Below are 22,221 nucleotides of genomic sequence, written 5' to 3' on the forward strand. Positions count from 1 at the left end.
CATTTATCTCTTTAAGTGTGTGACGGCTAAAACTTGCGCTGCAATCGCTTTCCAGGAAAAATTCTGATCGACATGGGCGGTCTGCCACCGCAGGATTTCCGCCCGCTCCGCCTCGTCTGAAAGTTTGGTCAGCAGTGCCTTGGCCTGCTCGATATTGCCTGCCTCGAAGGTCTGGCTGACGCCGATCACCATCGGAATGCCGCCCACATACGAACCGACAGCCGGCGTCCCGCAATAGATCGCCTCGATGCAGACACGGCCGAACTGTTCCCGCCAGTTCTTCGTCGAGAGGCTCGGCAGAATGAAGAGATCGAGCGCGCTGTAAAATGTCCGCAGATCATCTTTTTGAAGGCTGGGAAGAACCGTTACCCCCGCCGCAACGAGTGTATCGACCAGATAATCATCTGCGACCGGCCCGCAGGCGAGGATCGTGACCGGGAGTTCCTGTGCAAGCTGCGCCAGGATCTCTATCCCTTTCGGCTGCCAGATCCGCCCGGCATAGCCGAGAACGAGACCGCCCTTCTTGAATGCATCGGAGACCTGCGGATACTTTTGCGCAAGCGCAGAACGTGCCGCCGACTTATCGACGATCGAAAACGACGACTTTGAAACGCCGTTACCGATGGGGCTTGAGATCTTGCTCCGGGGAGCCCCCCGTCTGTGAAGGACATCGGCGACCTCATGGTTCTTGGGAATGATCTTGGTCGCTGTTTTATAGACGAACCGCTCGAGGACATTCCATCCGGAGAGGTTTCCCTTGAGATTGATGGCCGAGCTTTCGATGTACATCGGCCGCCCGAGACGCAGGGTGGCGCTTAGGAACGCGACAAGCGAGTGCGGTTCCTCATGAACGTAGAGAATGTCCGCCCGTCGCGCTTCCCGGTAGAAAGCGATGGTGCTCGGAATGAATGTCAGCCAGTGCGACGACAAGACGGAATTAAACAGCTTCACCGGGAAGCGGAATTTTTCAGGGTCGAATGTTGTGCCTTGAAAGGTTTTTGGCCCCATGACCGTGAGATTGGCGACCTTCGAAAGCTCGACAAATCGGTCATGGTAGTGCGAGTTTCCGGCTTCATGCCAGAGCATGGTCAACTGGTGCTCAGGCATGGGACCGTGCTCCGGTGCGTCTATGGGCCTGGATTTTCGAAAGCAGGTTGGCTGCGATAAAATCCCAGGAATACCGGGCTCTGTAGGCAAGATACGCGCTCTCAGTCGCTCGCGGAGCCGTCATGATCTCAGTCGCGATCTCATCAGCGGGGGTGCCCGGCGAGACCAGCCGTCCCCATGGCGGAGAAACAGTCCGGTGGATGGCGATGTCGGACGCGACAATGCTGCAGCCCAGCGACCCTGCCTCGACGAGCGGCATATTGAACCCCTCGTCGTGCGACAAGGACAGGAACGACCGGCAGTTTGCGTAAAGCCACCGCAACTGGCTGTCGGATATGTCCTTCATCCATCGGATGTTGCTCGTTGGGTCGTTGCTCGCCCGGTCGAGATCGGTGGCGATATTTCCCCAACCGCTGCGACCAACAACGACCGACAGGACATTGTGCGGTTGAAGCGCTGCCGCGACGTCGATGATCTTCTCGTAGTTCTTTCGGGGCTCCACCGTCCCCACGCTCAGGACGAAGACTTTGCCTCGCAGTTCCGCGATCTCGGACAGTTCGCCGTCGAACGGCAGCGCGGGGGCGTTGCCGATCTCGCTGACATCATGGGAGGGAAAGATCGGGCGAAGCTTTGCCGCCGAGTAGCCGGTTGGCGCAAATATGGCGCGGTATCGGGATGAAACGGCGCGCTCCACATCCCGAAACAGAAGGCGCCCCTTGATCGGCATCTCCTGTCCCCTTGTCCAGGGGAAGTCGTCGTGAATGATGCGATAGAGGGGCAGTTTGGATGATATGGAGAGCGGACTTGCTGGCATGCTCGGAAAGACGGCCGCATCGTAACTGGAAGATGCCAGCCTGAACGGCAAAGTGAGCCAGGCCATCAAAGGATGCCGGCAGAGGACCAGGTTGTCGTCGCTCGAAAAAAACGACGTCGACATGACATAGGCCGTGCTGCCAGGGCAAATTTTCCTGAATGCCTCGAATAGATTGATCCCGTAACGTTCGACACCGGTAATCTCCGGCTTGCGCGTGGCAAGCGTCAGATCGAATATCACTCGCATTCCCACTCCTGCTGTCGCCGGACACCCGCGCATGCCGTCCATCACCGCTGCTAATCAGTGAAATGTCGTGTAGCACGACATCGAATCGTGGTTACAGCATGGATATGCTCTTGCTGAGTCCTCAATAAACAAAACTAATCGCTAGGTTAATCGTATAATGGAATTCAATATGGGTGTTGTAGTGTGAATTCGCTGAGGTGTTGCACAAAAATCCGTAAGTTATTGATTGTTTAGTGCATCAATATTATAATAAAATCTTTATTACAGGCGTCTTACATGAATGAATGCTCAAGAAGATCTTTGTTGTTCGGCGCTGGCGCGTTTGCGGCGTCGGTTGTGTCGTCAGGTCCTTCCGTAGGCGCCCGAACGGCAACGTGCCCGCTGATCGGGGTTAACCTGGCCGGTGCTGAGTTTGAGATGATTGGCGGCCGTTGGAAGTGGCCTCACCTGGAGAACCTGAATTATTACCTCTCGCTGGGCGTGAAAGTGTTTCGGATCCCCTTCAAGTGGAACCGCCTGCAGCCCGACATTTCAAAACCGCTTGAGCCGGCGGCACTTGAGGGCCTGGATCGTCTGGTCGGCCGGGCAGTCGGCGAGGGTGCGGTTGTCCTCCTGGATATGCATGACTACGGAAGGCGCGATAAGATCGTCATCGGAGACGGCACGTCCGCGGCAACGCTCGAAAGCTATGCGTCCTTCTGGGGCGAGCTGGCACAGCGTTACGGGAAAAACAGCCTTGTCTGGTACGGGCTGATGAACGAACCGCATGACCAGGATCCCATTCTCAACCTCAACACCCAGAACGCCGCATGCGCCGAAATCAGGCGGCGTGGCGGCACTGGGACTGTCTTATTTTCCGGCATCGCCTGGACGGGCGCCCATTCCTGGACGAAGACCTCGAACGGCACCGTGATGTTGCAAGCGTTCGATCCTGCAGACAATTACGGCTTCGACATGCACCAGTATCTCGACAAGGGTTTTGGAGGCTCCAACCCGATCGCCACCGAAGGCATCGGAAAACGGATACTGTCGAGCGCCGTGGACTGGGCGACCCAACATCGAAAACGCATCTTCATCGGCGAATTCGCCACCGGCCGAACCGAAGCCTCACTGCGGGAACTGCGCGACCTGCTCGACGTCATGATGGCCCACCCCGATATCTTCCTCGGCGCCACCTACTGGGCCGGCGGCGGCGTCTGGGGCAACACCAACCAGCAAACTGTTGATCCCCCACGCGACAGTCCGGGCGTCATGAGTGAGCAGATGAAGCTGCTGCTGCCGTATGTTGGGTGTCGTGGCTAGGCGGGGAGGGGGAGGTGGCCTTCTACGACTTCAGGTTCTCCGGCGAACCAAAGTGGTCGCACGCGAAATCGACAATGAAACGGCTGGTAGTTTGCGCACGCGGCGAAGCGAAACTTCGCGTCGCGCTAGGTCGTACGACTGTCCGAAAATTACTGGCAGACTAATTATAATGGATGGAAGGAAAAATGGTGCTGCTAGAGAGATTTGAACTCTCGGCCTCTCCCTTACCAAGGGAGTGCTCTACCCCTGAGCTATAGCAGCATCTGCGGACGTTCGGGTTCGTGTCGTCAGCGAGGGGGCTATTGCCATAGGTTCGGGGCAAGTGCAAGCAGCAAAATCGAACTTCTTGGAGAACCATCCGGGAAAACGCCCGGGGTGCTTTCGTGTGTCGGGCTTTTTCTTTAAGGAGAAGCCATGTCGAAAAAACCAGAAACCTTGGATAGCCAGGCGCAGGCTGCACCCATGAGCGAAGCCGAGCGGCGTGAGCTGGATCGCAAGCAGCGGGCGGCTGCGAAATTGCGGGAAAACCTGATGCGGCGAAAAGGTCAGTCGCGCGCGCGGCGCGCCGGCGAGGCGGACGAGACGCAAGGGTTGCCGGCGTCTTCGCCCTCTGCCGCAAAAACGGACGAATCATCATAGTCTTTGCAGTGCATAAACGGGTTGTGGCACGATTTGCTCTCATCCGCAGTTTTCATCACGGATTGAAGCGGGGCAAGGTTTGGTCTAGAGACGCAAACCCGGCCGCTTGAGAGAAAGAGTTACCACACCATGGATCGCATCAGAATTTCCGGCGGCAACGAGCTTCACGGCACGATCCCGATCTCGGGCGCCAAGAACGCCGCGCTGCCGCTGATGATTGCGTCGCTTCTGACCAGCGATACGCTGACGCTCGAAAACGTGCCGCATCTTGCCGATGTCGAGCAGCTCTTGCGCATTCTCGGCAATCATGGCGTCGATGTCTCCGTCAACGGCCGCCGCGAAAGCCAGGCCGAGAGCTATTCGCGCACGATCAATTTCACCTGCCGCACCATCGTCGATACGACCGCTCCTTACGAGCTCGTCTCCAAGATGCGCGCCTCGTTCTGGGTGATCGGCCCGCTGCTTGCGCGTGAAGGCAAGGCCCGCGTGTCGCTGCCGGGCGGTTGCGCCATCGGCACGCGTCCGGTCGATCTGTTCCTTGACGGCCTGCAGGCGCTCGGCGCCATCCTCGAGGTCGATGCCGGCTATATCAACGCGTCGGCCCCCAAGGGCGGCCTTGTCGGCGCACATTACACTTTCCCCAAGGTTTCGGTCGGCGCCACGCACGTCATGCTGATGGCGGCAACCCTTGCCCGTGGCACCACCGTCATCGACAACGCCGCCCGCGAACCCGAAGTGGTCGATCTCGCAAAATGCCTGACGGCCATGGGCGCCAAGATCAGCGGCGCCGGCACGCGCACCATCACCATCGAAGGCGTGGCCTCGCTGTCTGGCGCCCGCCACCGCGTCCTGCCGGACCGGATCGAGACCGGCACCTATGCGATGGCGGTTGCCATGACCGGCGGCGATGTGGTGCTCGAAGGCACGCAGGCCTCGCTGCTTGAAAATGCGCTCGATACGCTGCGGCTTGCCGGTGCCGAGATCACCGAAACCGAAAGCGGTCTGCGTGTCGTCAGGAACGGCAACCGGATCCAGCCGGTCGATATCGTCACAGAACCCTTCCCGGGCTTCCCGACGGACCTGCAGGCACAGTTCATGGCGCTGATGACGATGTCGTCGGGCGTTTCGCACGTCACCGAAACCATCTTCGAAAACCGCTTCATGCACGTGCAGGAACTCGCCCGTCTCGGTGCGCGCATTTCGCTGTCGGGGCAGATGGCGCGTATCGAAGGCGTTTCGCAGCTGAAGGGTGCGCCAGTGATGGCAACAGACCTTCGCGCATCGGTGTCGCTCGTCATTGCCGGCCTTGCGGCCGAAGGCGAAACGATCGTCAGCCGCGTCTACCATCTCGATCGTGGTTTCGAGCGTCTTGAAGAAAAGCTGACACGCTGCGGCGCCATCGTCGAACGCGTCAGCGACTGAGCAATATCGCCTGAAGAGGCCGCATGTTTCGACGGATGAGGGGCGGCTAAGGGGATACCTTGCCGTCCCTTTTTTCATGCCTATGTCAGGTATTGTCATCCAACACGCCCCGCCTCATTTTCATGATCCGGCTTTTCCATCGGAGATATTTTTATGACTGATGCATCTTCCAACGTCTGGTTCATCACCGGCTGCTCCTCCGGCTTCGGCCTGGAACTCGCCAAGCTGACAATTGCAAAGGGCTTTCCGACCGTCGTCACGGCCCGCGACAAGGCGAGGCTTGCTGATCTCGTTGCAGGCCACGACAATGCGCTCGCCGTTGATCTCGACGTGACCGACGAAGGCCAGATCGCAGCTGCTGTCAGCGCTGCCGAGGAAAAGTTCGGGCGCATCGACGTCCTCGTCAACAATGCCGGTTACGGCTACCAGGCCTCGATCGAGGAAGGCGAGGAAGACGAGATCCGCGGCATGTTCGATGCCAATGTCTTCGGCCTTTTCGCCATGACGCGGGCGGTGCTGCCCGGCATGCGCGCCCGCCGCAAGGGCCACATCCTCAACATCACTTCCCAGGCCGGCTTTATCGGCTTCCCGGGCTCCGGTTATTACGCGGCAAGCAAGCACGCCGTTGAAGGCTTTTCCGATGCGCTGTCCGCCGAAGTTGCAGCGCTTGGCATCAAGGTCACTTGCGTCGCACCGGGTCCGTTCCGGACGGATTGGGCCGGCCGTTCGCTGAAACAGACGCCTGTCAAGATCGACGAGTATCAGGATACCGCAGGCGCCCGTCTGTCGCAGACGGCAGGCTATAGCGGCCAGCAGCCGGGCGATCCCGTGCGTGCCGGCGAAGCCATGATCAAGGTCGTTGAAGCGTCAAACCCGCCGCGCCATCTCGTGCTCGGCGAAATCGCTTATACCGGCATCACCGCCAAGCTATCGGAACGCCGCGACGAAATCGTTGCCTGGAAGGACACGACGCTCTCTGCCGACTTCCCGAAATAGTTGCTTCTTGCCATGCGCCATCCTATCTCCAGACCATCAAACAACGGGCCGCACATCGCGGCCCAGGAACGGAATGGACGCGCATGACCGAGCTCAAGCTTCTGGCTCTCGATACCGACGATCTGGGGATCGTGTCAGCCCATATGCAGGATGCGGTGTTCAAGCTGTCCGACGTGCAGTGGTCGGCGTCGGAAAAGATATTCTCGCTGGCTGCCAACAGGTTTGATTGGGAAAAGGCCGGCGAGAAGAAAAAGGGGTTCGAGCGGCACCGTGCAGCGCTCGTCCTCAAGCGCGTGGAAGCGGTCCGTTCGACCGGTATCGACCGCAACCGCAAGGACGATGTTCTGTCGCTTCTCGCCGTGCGCTTCATGCCCAAGGGCGAGGGGCCTGATGGCACCGTGGAACTGCTGCTTTCCGGCGGCGGCACCATTGCTCTCGATGTCGAATGCATCGAAGTTGCTCTTGCAGATATCGGCGGCGCATGGGAAACCGCAACGAGGCCGCGCCATCCTTGACCGGCCTTGTGATCATGGCATGGAACGGGAAGGAATATCCGCTTGGCACTCTGGCTTGAGCAGACAGCACCGGACTTCGAGACACGCTTTTCCGCTTTTCTTTCGACCAAGCGGGAAGTCTCCGAGGATGTGAACGCCGTCGTGCACGCCATCATCGATGACGTGCGCGCCCGCGGCGACGCGGCACTTATCGACTATTCAAAACGCTTCGACGGCATCGATCTTGCCGCGACCGGCATCCGCGTGACCGATGAGGAGGTCGACAAGGCCTTCGCCGAAACGGACCGCAAGGTGATCGACGCGCTGAAGTTCGCAGCCGAGCGGATCGAAAAGCATCATGCCCGTCAGATGCCGAAGGACGATATCTACGAAGACGCGATCGGCGTCGGCCTCGGCTCCCGCTGGACAGCGATCGAAGCCGTCGGTCTCTACGTACCGGGCGGCACGGCATCCTATCCAAGCTCCGTGCTGATGAATGCGGTGCCGGCAAAGGTTGCCGGCGTGCCGCGCGTCGTCATGGTCGTGCCGGCCGGTGGCGGCAGCATCAACCCGGCCGTCCTTGCCGCGGCGCGCATCTCGGGCGTTACGGAAATCTACCGCGTCGGCGGTGCGCAGGCCGTGGCAGCGCTTGCCTATGGTACCGATACGATTGCGCCGGTCGCCAAGATCGTCGGTCCCGGCAACGCTTATGTGGCGGCCGCCAAGCGCCAGGTCTTCGGCATCGTCGGCATCGACATGATCGCCGGCCCATCTGAAGTGCTGATCCTGGCCGACAAGGACAACGACCCCGACTGGATCGCCGCCGACCTTCTGGCCCAGGCTGAACACGATGCCGGTGCCCAGTCGATCCTGATCACCGACGATGCCGAATTCGGAAAATCGGTCGAGGCAGCCGTCGAGCGACAATTGAAGACACTGTCGCGCGCAGAAACGGCCGCCGCGAGCTGGCGCGATTTCGGCGCTGTGATCCTGGTCGAGAATTTCGAAGCCGCGTTGCCGCTGGCAAACCGCATTGCCGCCGAACATCTTGAATTGGCCGTTGCCGATCCGGATGCGCTCATGGCCGGCATCCGCAATGCCGGCGCCATCTTCATCGGTCGCCACACGCCTGAAGTCATCGGCGATTATGTCGGCGGCTCCAACCACGTTCTGCCGACGGCACGCTCGGCACGCTTTTCGTCCGGCCTCGGTGTGCTCGATTTCGTCAAGCGCACCTCGATCCTCAGGCTCGGACCCGATCAGCTGCGGCAACTGGCGCCGGCCGCCATCACGCTCGCCCATTCGGAAGGGCTCGATGCACACGCCCGTTCGGTCGCCATCCGCATGAACGCCCATCCTCCGCAAGACGAGGGCTAGGGATGGGACAAGGGCACTTCCGGCTCTCGGATGTCGTCCTCGACGACTCGATCGGGCGCTCGACGCCCGATGTCGAACATGAGCGGGCAGTTGCCATCTTCGACCTTGTCGAGGAAAACGCCTTCGAGCCGGTCGGCCATGCAGGCGGCCCCTACACGTTGAAGCTTTCGCTGGTCGAGGCAAAGCTGATGCTCACCATCACGGGCGAAGCGGGCGAGGGGGTTGCGGTCCACATCCTGTCGCTGACGCCGTTCCGGCGGATCATCAAGGATTACTTCATGATCTGCGAAAGCTATTACGAGGCGATCAAGACCTCCACGCCATCGCGCATCGAGGCGATCGACATGGGCCGCCGCGGCATTCACAACGAGGGCTCGCAAACCCTGATGGATCGTCTCGACGGCAAGATCCGCATCGACTTCGATACCGCGAGACGGCTGTTCACGCTGGTCTGCGTCCTCTACTGGCGCGGCTGACGACCATGGCGGCGGAAGACGAACCGACCAGAAAGCAGACGATCGGTATTCCGACCGCGATCCTCTTCATGTGCGGTTTCAACTCCATCCGTTCGCCGATGGCGGAGGCCATTGCAAAAAGCCTGCTGCAGCCCGATATCTACATCCAGTCGGCGGGTGTCCGTTCCGGCGAGCACGATCCCTTCGTCGATGTCGTTCTGGAAGAGGTGGGCCTTTCGCTCAACCGCAACCGCCAGCACAAGCCGCGAACGATGGATGACCTTGAGGATGATTTCTTCGATTTGATAGTGACGCTGACGCCGGAGGCCCATCACGCGGCCCTGGAACTCACCCGTTCGAACGCCGTCGATGTGGTCTATTGGCCGACCATGGATCCGACGGCTGCGACCGGCACGCGCGAGCAGGTTCTCGACGCTTATCGCGAGGTGCGAGAGCATCTGTGGAAGCTGATTGACCGACGGATGAGGCCCATTCGCAGGCCACCTCCGGCAGGCGATTGACGGTCTTCAAGAATCGCTGTCAAGCGAGGTTCACAAACCGGACGCGATTGTGTAGTTTCCGCGCAAATTTCGAGGCGGCTGATCAGATTTCGGCCTGCCCGACCTTCAACACAGAAAGAAAACCAATACATGGCTAAAGAAGAAGTTCTTGAATTCCCGGGCATTGTCGTCGAACTGTTGCCGAACGCGACCTTTCGCGTGAAGCTCGAGAACGAACACGAAATCATCGCCCACACCGCGGGCCGCATGCGCAAGAACCGTATCCGCGTTCTGGCAGGCGACAAGGTTCTTGTCGAAATGACCCCTTACGACCTGACCAAGGGTCGCATCACCTACCGCTTCAAGTAAGAATTTCTCGCGGCAAAGACGGGTCCCCATGGCGATCGAACAAAAGCTCATCCTGGCCTCAGGCTCGCCGCGTCGTCTCGATCTTCTCAATCAGGTCGGCATCGAACCGGCCCGGCTGATGCCGATGGATATTGACGAGACACCTAAGCGGGTGGAGCATCCGCGTTCGCTTGCGCGTCGTCTTTCGACGGAAAAGGCGGAAGCCGCCTTCGCTGCCGTCAAAGACGATCCTGCCTGGCGCCACAGCTATATCCTGTCAGCCGACACGGTCGTCGCCGTCGGGCGCCGCATTCTGGAAAAGACTGAGTATACGCAGGACGCCAGTGCCGCCCTGCATCTTCTGTCGGGCCGCGGCCACTGGGTCTATACCGGCATCTGTCTTGTCACGCCGGGCGGCCAGTTCCGCCAGAAGGTGGTTGAGACCAAGGTGCGCTTCAAGCGACTGTCGACCCGCGAGATCGAGAACTATATCGCATCGGGCCAGTGGCGGGGAAAAGCCGGGGCTTACGCGATCCAGGGCATCGCCGGCGCCTTCGTGCAGAAACTCGTCGGTTCCTATTCCAACGTCGTCGGCCTGCCGCTTCATGAAGTGACGGGTCTGCTGGCTGGCGAAGGTTTTGACGTCGCCGGCGCATGGCCGCAAGGCTGAAGACTTAAGAAGGAGGCCTGATATGGCTGAAACTTCAAACAAGGACATCACGACAGGCGGCAAGGTGGAGCCTTTGCGCAAGGCAAGGCCCTGTCCCGAATGCAGCCGCCCTTCCGCGCGCGAACACTATCCCTTCTGCTCGGACCGCTGCCGCAATCTGGATCTCTCCCGCTGGCTGCAGGGCAGCTACGCCATCCCCGTGGCCGACGATGAAAGCAAAGCCGACAACTACGAGGACTAGATCCTCGTCCGGTTCGGCCTTTGATTTCGCTCATGAAATCAGGTTTTTCACAAACCTTTCAAAAAAGTCGTCCGGGGTGCTGGACATGGCCGAACAAGATGTTATAACCCCGCTCGCTTCCCGGGGATACAAACCCTGGCCGGTCAACCAAGGACCGGAACGGCTTGCATAAAGCCCGGATGCCCGGATAGCTCAGTTGGTAGAGCAGCGGATTGAAAATCCGCGTGTCGGTGGTTCAAATCCGCCTCCGGGCACCATTATTTCTTCGAGAAATACAGTGTCTTAATGTAAGTTTGACATTCAGCTCGGTGTCTACCCATGTTGCGCACTGTTGCGCGCCAATTCCCTTGATTTCCGGGCAGTTTCCTCCACACTTGGCTAGTCCACGCAACATGGACGCAACACGCCATGCGAGGAATAATGGCTGACCATCTCGGTATCCAATGAAAGTCTCCGATCAGTTCCTGAGCAGAGAGGAAGCGTCCGCCGCAAGATCGGATCACCAGAGGCAAGCGGACGACTGGCTATCGAAAATCATAACTTCGGTCTCCACCGGGTCTGGCGCTGGGCTCATAACGCTTTCGACGTACATTGCGACGAAGTCTCCTTCATTTTGGGCGCAGTGGCTGTTGCTAGTGTCAGCGACCGCGTTCCTAGTCGCACTAGGCTTCGCAGCATCTACGATGGCTGCAATGTTCAACCACGAGACCTACAAAGCACACGCATACCAAAGTCTCGTAGACCGCTTTGACTTTGATAAACATTTCAAGGCTGCCGTTCCTGAAAAAGACGCGAATGTTTTCCTCAATGGTCACAGCAATCAGGAGCACGCGGGCCACAACTATGCAGACCGAGCGCACGAAAGCGCCTCGCGTAGCCTTATAAGGGGCGTCCTCTTCCTGTTGTTCGGTATAGTCACGACACTAGCTGCCATTGTTAGCGACAACGCCGATTTTTCGGCCATCTCCGGCGCAGTTAGCTGGATTTTCCGCCGGATGTCATGCTGATGGACAAAGCGCAGCACGAGGCGCGCTGGAACGCGTTCATGAAATCAATAAACAACGAGGCAGCCTCTGGTACCGACAGAGGCTTGGTACTCGTGTGCGGGTTTGCATGAGCGGCATATGGGATCGGTTTGTGAGCGCCGCATGCAGCACTGGCGTAGCCCATTGGCCGGCTTGTGCGCCAACGTGGCAAACATACATTTCTCCAGAAGCTTTAACCAATATCTTTGCGGCCGTCTTCGGTGCTCTTATCGGAGCCATCGTCGGCGGCATAGCAAGCTTTCTCGTACAGAAGCTCTCTCTTCAAGAACAACGGGAAGATAGAGCGAGCGAGGAAGAAAAGCTTCTAAAGGACAGACTTAAACTGACCATCATGACTACCATGCGCATCATGGCAGACATGCAAAATGTGCAGCAACAACTCAATAATTACCGGAATATGAATCCGCCTGATTTCAAGCTATGGCAGGCTGCGCACACGCTACAATTCACACCCGCTTTTCGTCCAGAACTGACGCAACTCGAAGCGCTCATGCGTCTGAACTCGCAGGAGTTGATTAATGTTTCTATGTGGCTTTACAGTGAATACGGGTCGATGTTTTCGCTGGTTGAGCGCTACAACCACCTGCGCGAGGATTATATCGAACGACGGTGGTCGCTCCCCAGCGATAGAGTCGATGCGATGATTAGCAATCTGCAGAACCTCGCCTCTTTTATAGACAGCAATTCACAACATATTATCGTGCAGACGAGCTACCTTCAGCAGCTAATCGGAGAAAAATCGAAGCTCTATTTCGGAGATCTCGATTTTCTTAAATTAGAGAAGTGACGCCAAAAGAACTGCAATAACCGTTTCTACTGGCTACGGTTTTGAGAACTAGGCAGTACAACGGTGTTTGTGTAGCCATCAGCTTGTCGCCGTATGATCTTCAGGTCCCCCGAGATCCGCGCAAGTTCGAGCGTCAAGCGCACTGTTCCTTTGCCGAAGCCGGCCAGTTTGGCCACCTCCGGGCACCCTTTTTTTTCGAGAAAATGCCTGTGTTGATCGAGTCCAGTTGAAGGCGATTTTTCTCGTCTTTGCAGATCCGGGCATCTCTACCACTCACCTGTTGTTCGTCAAAAACGCTACTCCACAAGGATCGGCCGACTTCTTTGGTGAGCGGCTTCCCGTTCCTCACCACTGCCAACGAGAACAGGCGCCGCAAAAACACGTTTCGTTAACAATTTCAATTAGCTACTTTAGTAACAAACATTTGAAACGGTGGGAGCTGATCGAATGCTCTGATCGAAATGCAGCATGATGCCGCTATAAGAAACTAAAAGGCAGATTGCGGTTTATGCTTGCAAAATTGAGGTCTATTTTTTCCTGCACCCGGGGCAATTTCGGCGTGCTCACCGGCCTTATCATGGTTCCTTTGATCGGTAGTGTCGGATTGGCAATCGATTTCGGACGTGCCCTGGAGGCAAAATCCTATCTCGATGCAGCCGCGGATGCTGCGGTACTTGCTGCTGTCTCCGAAAAATCCGCAGCGGTCGCAAAAGCCATGAAAATGGCCGAGGACGGTACTGTCGCCATCGCGGACACCGAAGCCAAGAAAATCTTCAAATCTCAGTTGTCGGCCAGATATGGGGACAACATGGAAGGTTTGTCGAGCCTGCTGATCGACGTCAAGCTGGAGCTGGTAAAGTCCGACGGCGTCGTCACATCGAGACTGAAATACGCCGCCACTCTACCCACGACCTTTACGCGGATCCTCGGCAATGACGAGATGGCGATTTCGGGGCAAGCGACCGCAGCCTACCTGATACCGAGTTTTCTGGATTTCTACATGCTGCTGGACAACACGCCATCGATGGGGGTCGGCGCGACTGCCGACGACGTGGCGAAACTGGAAGCTGCAACGAAGAATGGATCGGATGGGAAAGGCAAGGACGCCAACTGCGCTTTTGCATGCCACATCGTTTCGACGAGCGGTGTCGCCGACAAAAACAGCTATTACTATCTCGCCAAAGAAGTTGGCGCGACCATCCGCATCGACGTTGTCGCGGAGGCGGTCTCCGCGCTCATGACAACGGCGCAGGAGACTTAGACCGTTTCCGGCCAATTCAAGATCGGTGCCTATACGTTCGGACAAACCTCTGCCGATGCCCAGTTATATACCGTTTCCGAGCCGACGAGCAATTTCACCTCCGTGGCAAAGGCGACGAAGATGATTGAGCTGATGAGCGTTCCGAGCCATTCGTCGCCGAACGGGCAGACCGACTACAATGAAATACTGTCCAAGATCGGCCAAAAGATCAAAACCGTCGGTGACGGGAGCAGTTCGGCGGATAGACAGCCAATCGTTTTCCTTGTCGCGGACGGCGTTGGAGACGCATACCGTTCCGATTGTACAAAGAAGCTTTCATCATCCAACGGCGATCGCTGCATGGAGCCGTTGAATGCCAGTCATTGCAACGCCCTGAAGGCGCGCGGAATCAAGGTCGCAGTCCTGTACACAACCTATTTGCCTCTGCCCAAAGACGGTTTCTACAAGAAGTGGATCGCACCCTTTCAGAAGGAAATTCCGACGCAGATGCAATCTTGCGCCACGGAAGGCTACTATTTCGAGGTCAGTCCGACCGACGGCATAAGCGAGGCAATGGATGTCTTGTTTCGCAAGATCGTGGGCCGTGTACGGCTGACAAGCTGACGGGCCTGATCATTCCGATCTCGGTCCGGTTCACTCCTGGCCTAACCTGCCCTCACTCCACGAACACCCGCACGGTTGCAGCCCGGCCGGCGGAATCGATCACCGTCAGTGTCGAGAAGCCCGCGCCTTCGGGTAACCAGTTGTTGGTGCGGCGGCGGGAAAGATCGGTGAGGGGTTTTCCGTTGGCCAGCCAGCGGAACGGCGGGCGCCCGCCCTGCAGTTTCAGCACCAGCGGCGAGATCTCGCCGGTTTGGGCGCCGAGATCCACTTTGGCACCCTCGGGCGGATAGACGATCTGCGGAGCGGCCTCGCGGGTCGAGGCGCTGATCAGACCGCTTGCTGTCATCGAGAAGCGCCGCTGGCCCATCGGCAGGTCCGATTGCGCCAGCCGGGCCGTGGCTGATGGTGGCGATGAATGCGGTGTGATCGCGACGCCGGAGCGGGCGAATGCCTCAAACAGGATCGGCGCCGCTGTCTGGTAGCCGGCAATGCCCGGCACGGCACCATTGTCCGGCCGGCCGACCCAGACACCCAGTACGTGGCGTCCGTCATAACCCACCGACCAGGCGTCGCGGTATCCGTAACTCGTGCCGGTCTTGTAGGCGATGCCGAGGCGGCGGCTTCCGGTTGGCGGCAGCACATCCGAAAGGATGTCGGTGACGTTCCAGATCGCCTGAGGCTCCAGCAATGGCTCGCTGTCCAGCCGTGCCGCGATGGTGTCGATACCGTTGCCGAGCCGAACGGGCTGGCCGCCGTTGGCCAGAGCGGCATAGGCCTGAACCAGATCCTTTAGCGTGATGCCGATCCCGCCAAGCCCGATCGCAAGGCCCGGCGCCTCGTTCGGGGGAAGCACCGGTTGTACCGCGGCCCGTCTGAACCGGATCATCAGACGCGACGGGCCGACGGCATCGAGCAGTCGGATCGCCGGAACGTTGAGCGACAGCTGCAACGCCTGGCGCACCGTGACATCGCCCTGATAGCTCATGTCGAAATTCTTCGGCCGATAGCCGAAGAAATCGGCGGGTCGATCCTCGATCATCGTTTCTTGCGCCACCAACCCCTGTTCGAAGGCAAGTCCGTAGATGAACGGCTTCAGGGTCGACCCCGGCGACCGCAGCACCCGTGTCATGTCGATCCAGCCGGCGCGGCTGGCATCGAAATAGTCGGCCGAACCGACCTGGGCGACAATTTCGCCCGTCATCGCATCCGCCATCACCATGGCGAGCGATGCTTTCGGTTCGAGCTTCGCCGAAGCTTCCCTCGCGACGTCTTCCAGCTTCTGCTGAATGCCGCGTTTCAACGTGCTCTGGTATCGCGGCACCCCGGGCTGTTTACGGATTGCGGCTTCCGCCATATGCGCGGCGAGCGCTGGCAGTTGCAGTCTTCGCCGGGGGAGGCCGTCATGGGATGCCCGTTCCGCTTCCCCTTCACCCGTCAGCGACGCCACGGCCGGCCTTGAGAGAACGCCTTGACGGGCCCGCATGGCCGATTGCGGGTGCCGGTCCGGCCGCCGCGTTTCCGGCGATTGCGGCAGGGCGACAAGCAGAGCGGCTTCCGCCACCGTCAGTCTCCCCGGCTCCTTGCCGAAATAGGCAAGGCTTGCAGCCCTCACGCCCTCGAGATTTCCGCCATAGGGTGCGTAGGTGAGATAGAGCTCGAGGATCTCCTGCTTGTCGAGGCGGCGTTCGATCTGGATGGCGCGGGCGATCTGCAGGAGCTTTGCCGAAAATGACCGGGCTTCCCGGGGCTCGATCAGACGCGCGACCTGCATGGATAGCGTCGAGGCGCCGGAAACGATCCGCCCGTTGACGAGAAGCTGGAACGCGGCGCGGCCCATCGCCTTCAGGTCAATGCCGCCATGCTGGTAAAACCGCTGGTCCTCATAGGCAACAAGCATGTTCAGGAAGCGCGGATCGACATCCGCGATCGAGGTCTTCAGACGCCAGCGGCTTTCGGATGTGGCAAATGCACGGAGCAGCAGCCCGTCCGCGTCAAGCACCTCTGCCGATACGGTTTGCGCCTTGTCGAGCGGCGGCGGATAGGCGCGGTCTGCAGCGTCAAGTCCAATCGCCAGCCCCGCCGCGAGCGCGACGAAAAGACCAAGACCCAACGAATACGTCCATCTGCGTCTCATGGTCTTCTTGTCGTCCTGACGCTGACTGCCTCGACTTCGCTCCGTGCAAGCTGCCGCCCGTTGAGGAGGGCGGCAGACACCTGCCTGCCGGATCTCACGGCGCCGCCACCACCTCCATCTTGCCCATCGCCGTCCGTGCGGAAAGCTGCGGGCGGTACATGTCATCCACCTGTGCCGCCGGATGGTCGTAGGTACCGGGTGTCACGGCGCGCACCACATAGGCGAGCGTGATCTTGCGGTTGTCACCCTCGGCGCGGTTGAAGGCTGCAACGAAACGGTCGTTGCGGAACTCCGTATGGGCGGCCTGCACCTCTTCGATCCAGTCGAAATTGGCAAGGCTGGCGCTGTTGACGATGCTCGGATTGTCGATCTCGAAACCCGCCGGCAGGAGATCCGTCACGACGATGCGCGAAGGCCAGTCGTTTGTCTCCGTGACGTTGAGAACGACGACATAACGCGTGTTCTGCTGCGCCGTGCTGACATTCGCCTCCTCGCCATCCATCGTGTAGTAGGTGCGGGTGATCTCGAAACCATCGCCGCCGGCAGCTAACGGCTGCGCCGGGGCGGCAACCGTGGTGATGGCGGCAGACAGCTTATCCTTGCTGTCGTTGCGCACCGTCAGCGGATGATCGAGCAGCACGTCGCCTGGCATCTGCGACATCAGCGTCCCGATGTGGGCCGCGCCGTTGACGCTGAGACGCAGGCCCTCATCGCCGTTCTGCAAGGCCCGGGCCGCCAGCAGCATCCAGGTCTGTTCCTGCGTGCTGGTATGTTTCTTCGCCACCCATTCCTTGGCAACGACATTGGCAAGTGCAGGCACGATCGGCGGCACCGGCCGACTTTCGGCGGCCAGCGCCAGAACCGCTGCACCATCTCGCAGCGAGGAGCCGTAATCCGAACGGCTGAGGCTGACTTTCTTGATCTGCGCTTCTTCCGACATCTGCAGCGCGTCGTTGAAGATGGTGCGCGAGCGCTGGGCATCGCCGTAAAGCGAAAGTGCCGCGGCGATATGCGCCTTGGCAAGCGGTGTCGGGAAGTCGCCGAGCATCGTATCGGCATAATAGCGCAGGTCGCTGATCGCAGCCTTTCGGTTGCGCGCCATCACGTAGAGCGCATAGGCGATCTGATTGCCCTGGTCGGCGACATTGGTCGTGTAGGCCAGAGTGTTCTGCAGATTTTCGAGCGCCTGCACGAGGGGCTTTTCAGGCACGTCGAAACCCTGTTCGCGAGCCCGCGACAGGAAGTCGGTGATATAGGCGTCCAGCCAGAGATCGGTGCCGGCACCATCAGGTCCCCAAAGCCCGAAACTGCCAGCCGATGCCTGGAAGGAGAGCACGCGGAAGATCGCATCCTGCACGCGCTTCTTGACCTCGGCATCATCGCCAAGCCCGTTCTGAACTGCCATCTGGCTCAGATAGAGAAGCGGAAGTGCCCGGCTTGTCGTCTGCTCGGCGCAGCCATAGGGATAGCGGTCAAGGCTCATCAGCAGCGCCGGAATATCGAACGCGTTGGAGCGGCTGACATTGACGCTGACCGAGGCGCCCTGAAGCACGCTGTCGGCAAGAAGGTTGGAATCCACCGTTACGCTTGCGCCGGGCTTCAGATCCACCAGCCGGCGCTCCGTCACCGGCATGGCCGCCGGGCGAACCGGGATGTTGAGAACCTGATCGACCGACAGGCCAGATGCATTCGAGACCCGGATCGCAACAGTTCCATCGCCCGGACCGATGCCGACCAGCGGCAGCGTCACACTCGTTTTTCCGCCAGCCGCCAGTTCGACCGGCTTGATCGCGCTCTGGCCGACCGCAACCGGGTCGTTTGTCGTAATGCCGAGATCATAGGTGCCGGCGGGTCCGTCGGTGTTGACAATGTCCAGTCTGAGGTTGCTGTCGTCTCCCGGCGCAAGAAAGCGCGGCAGGCTGGCGGTCACGACGATCGGATCGCGGATGATGACGTCTTTCACCCCGTGACCGACCCCGGATTTCGACCAGGCGACGGCCATGACGCGCGCCGTGCCGTTGAACTGGGGAATGTCGAAGGAGACATTCGCCTTGCCTTCTGCATCAAGCTTCACCGGGCCCGAGAAGAACGCGACAAGCTTTTCCTTCGGCGGGCTTGCCTGCAGTGCCATGCTGCCGCCATCACCACCGGTGCGCAGGCGACCGGTAGCACCAAGCGAGCCATCGATCAGCCGGCCGTAGATGTCACGGATTTCGAGCCCGAGACGGCGCTGGCCGAAATACCAGTCGTCCGGCGCCGGTGGCTCGTAGCGGGTGAGATTGAGGATGCCGACATCGACGGCTGCCACCGTCACATAGGTATCTTCGTTGGCGCCGGCACCGGTTACGGCCACGGAGATATCCAATGGCTGGCGCGGCAGGGTTTTATCCGGTGCCGTGATCGCGACCTTGAGATCGCGCGCTTCCGGATCGACCTTCAGCCAGGTCACGCCGATCGCCCGCATCGGCATACGGTTTTCACGCGCCGCACCCGGGCGGTAGAGCGTTGCGGTCACATAGGAACCTGCTCCCCATTCGGCCGTGACGGGGATCTCGATCTCTCCGCCGGTCTCCGCAAGGCTTGCCGTCTTGACCGCGGTCAGCTGCTCGGAGCCTGCAATGATCATCAGTTCGCCGGCATAACGCGAGGAAACCTTGAGCTTGGCAGTATCGCCGACCTTGTAGCTCGGCTTGTCGAGGGCGATTTCCAGCGCGTCCGGCGTCTCGGTCGACGTGGCGGTCACGAACCAGCCGGCATCGAACTCGGTGCTTGAGGCAGGGCCGCCGGCATCGACCGTCTCGACTTCCAGGCGGTAACGGCCCCAAGCGACCGGAACCGAAATCCGGCCGCCGTCGGCAGTTACGTCGACGCTGCCATTGGCGACCTGCTTGGTGCGGGTGATCGGCTCATAGCGCCAGGAACTCCCCTCGCGATACCACTGATAGTCCTGCTCGACCTTGACCAGCTTCCAGGCCAAGCCTTTCGCGGCCTGCTTTGCTCCGGTCTCGTCCACGAGAATGACGTTGAAACTGCCAACCGCGCCCTCGGGCAGGTCGCCGGAGAACTCGGGCTTGATGCCGATACGCGGCACGTCCGCCTTGACCGGCAGCGACAGGGTCCGCTCGATCGCGCGGCCGCCCGATTCTTTCATGCGCACGACGATATCCGCATTGATCAGCTTGGTGGTCGAGGGAAGCTCCGCGACATCTGCTGGAAACGATGCCTTGCCGTCTTCATCGGTATCGTCGAGTGCCTCGAGCGGAATGCGGACGGTTTCCGCCTGTTCCTCATCTGCAAGGCCGAACTGGTAGCCGGGAAAGGCAGCATTTTCGCGGGTCGGCTTGAGGGCGATCTCGCCTTCCAGGCCAAGTCCCGCTGCCGGTGCGCCATAGAGGAAACGTCCGTCGATCTCGACCGTAGCCGGTTCGCCGACCACGATTTCCTTCGCCGCGCTGGTCATGTCGAACTCGATACGATCAGGCACGAAATCATCGACCAGAAACGTCTTTTCGCCGATCGCCGAGCCCTTGGGATCGGTAAACACCTGCATCGTCCAGGTGCCGCGCATGGACGTGTCCTGCAGGGCGAGATCGAGCGTGTAGCCACCGAGCGCGCCTGACTTCACCATGCGGCGGTCCTCGACGCCATCAGGGCGAAGGAAGACGAAGGTGAGCGGCAGGTTGTCGATCGCGGTGGCATCCACATTGCGGGCAAGGGCGCTCGCATGCACCGTCTCGCCTGGCCGGTATATGCCGCGTTCGGTCCAGGGCAGAAGATCGATCGCGCCGGGTGCCGGCCGGCCGGTCACGCCGCGATCGGAGAGATCGAAACCGGCGCGGCTCATGTCGAGAAAGACGTAGTCCTGGCCGCTGTTTTGCGCTGTCAGCACCGCCGGCACCATGGCCGCCGTCCCGCGCATCAGGCCGGCCGTAAACGTGGCACGGCCGTCGCCATCGGTCTTTGCGGTGCCCAGCACCTCGTTATTCTTGGCAAGAAGCTGAAGATCGACGCCGGCGATCGGCTTGGCGGAACCGAGCGATCGGGCAAACACACTGAGGCCGTCCGTGCCGGCGTAGGTGGTCAGCCCGATATCGGAAACGACGAACCACTGCGTCGCCTTGTTATCCCATTCCTGCGAAATGGCGTTGGCGGCCGATGCGGTCAGCACATAGACGCCGGGCTTGCGGTTCGGCAGCGCCTCGTCGACCGGGAAACTGGTCGCGACATCCTTGTTGAGCTCGCGGTTGGATTCGGGCCCAAGAGCGATCGTGCCCTGCCAGACGAGTTCGCCGTTTTCCTGCTCGATGCGGTCGGCAGTGTAGCCGCTCATCTGGGTCAGAAATTCCGAATCCGTCAAAAGCGGCGCGATATTGCGGTCGCCGATCCGGTAGAGCTTGAGAGCGGCCTTTTCGGTATTCACCGAAACGATCGGAATGCCACGCCGGGCCGTGGATGGCAGCACGAAACTGTCTCCGGTAAACCGCACCGTCGGAGAGCGATCCTTGACGTAAAGGTCGAGATCCACCTGCGCTGGCAGCGGTTCATCGACGGAGGAGGGAAGGCCACGCCGCAGCGACAGCTTGTAACGCTGGCCGTGGGTCAGACCCTCGACGCAGATCTGGCTGTCCTTCGCCTCCATCGCTTTCGGCGCCTTGCCGTCCAGCGTGACGAAGGGTGCATAGTCGACGCCGGCCTTCACCAGAGGATCGGAAAACTGAACGCAGGCGCGCGGATTGGCGCTGTCTGCATCGACCGTGTTGCCGGTCACGCGAAACCCGTGACGCTCGCGAAGGTCGTTATAGGAAGCCTGCACCGTGCGGGCGCTGACCAGCGCGAGGCTCTGCTTGTAGGCGGAAATCGCCTGGCGGTAAGCCTGCTGCTTGGCAAGCGCTGCACCGAGAACGGCAAGCGCATCGGCTCTTGTCTGGGTCGTTCGGGTAAGAAGATAGCCGTTGATGGCGCCAAGCGTCGCATCGCCATCTGCAGAGCCGTTGCCATTGGCGGTGGATGCTGCGCGTGCAAATTCGATCCAGAGCGCGCCATCTTCAGGTGTGAGCGAGAGGGCACCCTTGTAATTATAGATCGCGTTATCGAACCGGCCTGCGAGAAGTTCGGCCTGCGCGTCGGTCTTCAGTCTTTCGACATCCCGGCCCTGCTGGTTGTCACCAAGCGTCAGGCCATCCTTCTGCTCGCGGGCCTGCTGAAGCAGTTCTTCCGTCAGAAAGGAGAGCCGCGGCGCCGCTCCGATATCCGGCTCTGCCGCCACTTCGACGATCTTGCCGGCGACCGCGCCTGCAAACGGATTGAGCTGCGCGTGGTCGGACTTGAGAAAGCACCACTTGGCTTTGACATTATAGGTAAAGGCGCGGCACTGGTTGTCGCCGATACAGGCAGTTTCGCACTGACCCTGGCTGACATTCTTGACGGTCCGCAGATCAAAACCCGAATAGTCCCCATCCGCCGTGGTCTCTATCCGCCGCTCCGCCGCAGTCAGAGGCAGCGCCAGAACGAGAGACGAAAACAACAATGCGGAAAGTCCGAAGATCGCGCGCCTAGACATCAAAAAGTCCCCCCGGTGGCTGCCGTCCAAGTTATGTTGTCGGATCTGAGTAAGCACTTGTCAACGGAAGTAAAGCCAACCAGCAGATGCAGTTTTGCCTATTTCTACGCTGATCGATTCGACAACCTTTGATCCGAGGTTGAGGCTATCGAGATGACAGCGCACGGTTTTTCCCGCAGCCACAATTTATGGCTCGGTATCCGGCCGCATAGCCCTGAG

Annotated in this window: 17 protein-coding genes, 2 tRNA genes and 1 pseudogene; 15 read left to right on the top strand and 5 right to left on the bottom strand. The window is 59.8% G+C overall.

What is annotated here, in order from left to right; translation table 11 throughout:
• Positions 1 to 3: 3 nt before the first annotated feature.
• Positions 4 to 1,107: a glycosyltransferase family 4 protein gene (locus tag ACQY1K_RS02250; protein ID WP_430258207.1), complete on the bottom strand. Its 1,104-nt coding sequence runs from the start codon at positions 1,105 to 1,107 to the stop codon at positions 4 to 6.
• Positions 1,100 to 2,167 carry a glycosyltransferase gene (locus ACQY1K_RS02255; protein WP_430258208.1) on the bottom strand — a complete coding sequence of 356 codons (1,068 nt, stop codon included), beginning with the start codon at positions 2,165 to 2,167 and terminating at the stop codon, positions 1,100 to 1,102. The genes ACQY1K_RS02250 and ACQY1K_RS02255 overlap by 8 nt, the downstream gene beginning before the upstream one ends.
• Before the next feature lie 303 nt (positions 2,168 to 2,470).
• Between ACQY1K_RS02255 and ACQY1K_RS02260 the strand changes: the two genes are divergently transcribed.
• Positions 2,471 to 3,469 (top strand): glycoside hydrolase family 5 protein, encoded by a 999-nt coding sequence (locus tag ACQY1K_RS02260; protein ID WP_430258209.1) that lies wholly within the window; start codon positions 2,471 to 2,473, stop codon positions 3,467 to 3,469.
• A gap of 186 nt (positions 3,470 to 3,655) precedes the next feature.
• Here ACQY1K_RS02260 and ACQY1K_RS02265 read toward each other — a convergent pair.
• A tRNA-Thr gene (locus tag ACQY1K_RS02265) sits at positions 3,656 to 3,730 on the bottom strand.
• A gap of 153 nt (positions 3,731 to 3,883) precedes the next feature.
• Here ACQY1K_RS02265 and ACQY1K_RS02270 point away from each other — a divergent pair.
• From ACQY1K_RS02270 to ACQY1K_RS02335, 14 genes and pseudogenes are all read left to right on the top strand, one after another.
• Positions 3,884 to 4,108: a hypothetical protein gene (locus ACQY1K_RS02270; protein WP_192087544.1), complete on the top strand. Its 225-nt coding sequence runs from the start codon at positions 3,884 to 3,886 to the stop codon at positions 4,106 to 4,108.
• A 129-nt stretch (positions 4,109 to 4,237) separates the two neighbouring features.
• Positions 4,238 to 5,530 (top strand): UDP-N-acetylglucosamine 1-carboxyvinyltransferase, encoded by a 1,293-nt coding sequence (gene murA / locus ACQY1K_RS02275; protein WP_192087543.1) that lies wholly within the window; start codon positions 4,238 to 4,240, stop codon positions 5,528 to 5,530.
• 153 nt (positions 5,531 to 5,683) lie between these two features.
• Entirely contained in the window at positions 5,684 to 6,526 is an 843-nt protein-coding gene (locus ACQY1K_RS02280) for an oxidoreductase (RefSeq protein WP_174195605.1), read from the top strand.
• A gap of 83 nt (positions 6,527 to 6,609) precedes the next feature.
• Complete coding sequence (locus tag ACQY1K_RS02285) at positions 6,610 to 7,041, top strand: DUF2948 family protein (protein WP_092663522.1); 432 nt, start codon at positions 6,610 to 6,612, stop codon at positions 7,039 to 7,041.
• A 42-nt stretch (positions 7,042 to 7,083) separates the two neighbouring features.
• Entirely contained in the window at positions 7,084 to 8,397 is a 1,314-nt protein-coding gene (hisD, locus tag ACQY1K_RS02290; RefSeq protein ID WP_430258210.1) for a histidinol dehydrogenase, read from the top strand.
• 2 nt (positions 8,398 to 8,399) lie between these two features.
• A complete protein-coding gene (locus ACQY1K_RS02295) occupies positions 8,400 to 8,873 on the top strand; it encodes a UPF0262 family protein (RefSeq protein WP_062453857.1) in 474 nt (157 codons plus the stop codon).
• A gap of 5 nt (positions 8,874 to 8,878) precedes the next feature.
• A complete protein-coding gene (locus tag ACQY1K_RS02300) occupies positions 8,879 to 9,373 on the top strand; it encodes a low molecular weight phosphatase family protein (RefSeq protein WP_244508870.1) in 495 nt (164 codons plus the stop codon).
• Positions 9,374 to 9,502: 129 nt separating this feature from the next.
• Complete coding sequence (gene infA / locus ACQY1K_RS02305) at positions 9,503 to 9,721, top strand: translation initiation factor IF-1 (protein WP_062453856.1); 219 nt, start codon at positions 9,503 to 9,505, stop codon at positions 9,719 to 9,721.
• Positions 9,722 to 9,749: 28 nt separating this feature from the next.
• Positions 9,750 to 10,370 (top strand): Maf-like protein, encoded by a 621-nt coding sequence (locus tag ACQY1K_RS02310; RefSeq protein WP_113109473.1) that lies wholly within the window; start codon positions 9,750 to 9,752, stop codon positions 10,368 to 10,370.
• 22 nt (positions 10,371 to 10,392) lie between these two features.
• Positions 10,393 to 10,611, top strand: coding sequence for a DNA gyrase inhibitor YacG (gene yacG, locus ACQY1K_RS02315; protein WP_062579059.1), 219 nt, complete (start codon positions 10,393 to 10,395; stop codon positions 10,609 to 10,611).
• A gap of 181 nt (positions 10,612 to 10,792) precedes the next feature.
• Positions 10,793 to 10,868: transfer RNA gene (locus tag ACQY1K_RS02320), tRNA-Phe, on the top strand.
• Positions 10,869 to 11,294: 426 nt separating this feature from the next.
• The gene (locus tag ACQY1K_RS02325; protein WP_192078226.1) at positions 11,295 to 11,618 is read left to right on the top strand and encodes a hypothetical protein; all 324 of its coding nucleotides are present in this window, start codon (positions 11,295 to 11,297) and stop codon (positions 11,616 to 11,618) included.
• A gap of 106 nt (positions 11,619 to 11,724) precedes the next feature.
• The gene (locus ACQY1K_RS02330) at positions 11,725 to 12,444 is read left to right on the top strand and encodes a hypothetical protein (protein WP_430258211.1); all 720 of its coding nucleotides are present in this window, start codon (positions 11,725 to 11,727) and stop codon (positions 12,442 to 12,444) included.
• Positions 12,445 to 12,952: 508 nt separating this feature from the next.
• Positions 12,953 to 14,308 (top strand): annotated as a pseudogene (locus tag ACQY1K_RS02335) (pilus assembly protein TadG-related protein).
• A 52-nt stretch (positions 14,309 to 14,360) separates the two neighbouring features.
• Here ACQY1K_RS02335 and pbpC read toward each other — a convergent pair.
• Both pbpC and ACQY1K_RS02345 read right to left on the bottom strand, forming a co-directional pair.
• Positions 14,361 to 16,442: a penicillin-binding protein 1C gene (pbpC, locus tag ACQY1K_RS02340; protein ID WP_430258212.1), complete on the bottom strand. Its 2,082-nt coding sequence runs from the start codon at positions 16,440 to 16,442 to the stop codon at positions 14,361 to 14,363.
• Positions 16,443 to 16,536: 94 nt separating this feature from the next.
• A complete protein-coding gene (locus tag ACQY1K_RS02345; protein ID WP_430258213.1) occupies positions 16,537 to 22,002 on the bottom strand; it encodes an alpha-2-macroglobulin family protein in 5,466 nt (1,821 codons plus the stop codon).
• Positions 22,003 to 22,221: the final 219 nt, after the last annotated feature.

This window comes from Neorhizobium sp. IRS_2294 (genome assembly GCF_050500145.1).
Classification (GTDB): domain Bacteria; phylum Pseudomonadota; class Alphaproteobacteria; order Rhizobiales; family Rhizobiaceae; genus Neorhizobium; species Neorhizobium soli.

What these genes read in the sequence shown, in the direction of transcription:
- ACQY1K_RS02270 (WP_192087544.1), top strand. Translation starts at nt 3,884, where the DNA reads ATGTCGAAAAAACCAGAAACCTTGGATAGCCAGGCGCAGGCTGCACCC.
- ACQY1K_RS02310 (WP_113109473.1), top strand. Translation starts at nt 9,750, where the DNA reads ATGGCGATCGAACAAAAGCTCATCCTGGCCTCAGGCTCGCCGCGTCGT.
- ACQY1K_RS02330 (WP_430258211.1), top strand. Translation starts at nt 11,725, where the DNA reads ATGAGCGGCATATGGGATCGGTTTGTGAGCGCCGCATGCAGCACTGGC.
- ACQY1K_RS02325 (WP_192078226.1), top strand. Translation starts at nt 11,295, where the DNA reads ATGGCTGCAATGTTCAACCACGAGACCTACAAAGCACACGCATACCAA.
- infA (WP_062453856.1), top strand. Translation starts at nt 9,503, where the DNA reads ATGGCTAAAGAAGAAGTTCTTGAATTCCCGGGCATTGTCGTCGAACTG.
- ACQY1K_RS02255 (WP_430258208.1), bottom strand. Translation starts at nt 2,167, where the DNA reads ATGCGAGTGATATTCGATCTGACGCTTGCCACGCGCAAGCCGGAGATT.
- pbpC (WP_430258212.1), bottom strand. Translation starts at nt 16,442, where the DNA reads ATGAGACGCAGATGGACGTATTCGTTGGGTCTTGGTCTTTTCGTCGCG.
- ACQY1K_RS02280 (WP_174195605.1), top strand. Translation starts at nt 5,684, where the DNA reads ATGACTGATGCATCTTCCAACGTCTGGTTCATCACCGGCTGCTCCTCC.
- ACQY1K_RS02345 (WP_430258213.1), bottom strand. Translation starts at nt 22,002, where the DNA reads ATGTCTAGGCGCGCGATCTTCGGACTTTCCGCATTGTTGTTTTCGTCT.
- ACQY1K_RS02250 (WP_430258207.1), bottom strand. Translation starts at nt 1,107, where the DNA reads ATGCCTGAGCACCAGTTGACCATGCTCTGGCATGAAGCCGGAAACTCG.
- ACQY1K_RS02295 (WP_062453857.1), top strand. Translation starts at nt 8,400, where the DNA reads ATGGGACAAGGGCACTTCCGGCTCTCGGATGTCGTCCTCGACGACTCG.
- yacG (WP_062579059.1), top strand. Translation starts at nt 10,393, where the DNA reads ATGGCTGAAACTTCAAACAAGGACATCACGACAGGCGGCAAGGTGGAG.
- murA (WP_192087543.1), top strand. Translation starts at nt 4,238, where the DNA reads ATGGATCGCATCAGAATTTCCGGCGGCAACGAGCTTCACGGCACGATC.
- ACQY1K_RS02300 (WP_244508870.1), top strand. Translation starts at nt 8,879, where the DNA reads ATGGCGGCGGAAGACGAACCGACCAGAAAGCAGACGATCGGTATTCCG.
- ACQY1K_RS02285 (WP_092663522.1), top strand. Translation starts at nt 6,610, where the DNA reads ATGACCGAGCTCAAGCTTCTGGCTCTCGATACCGACGATCTGGGGATC.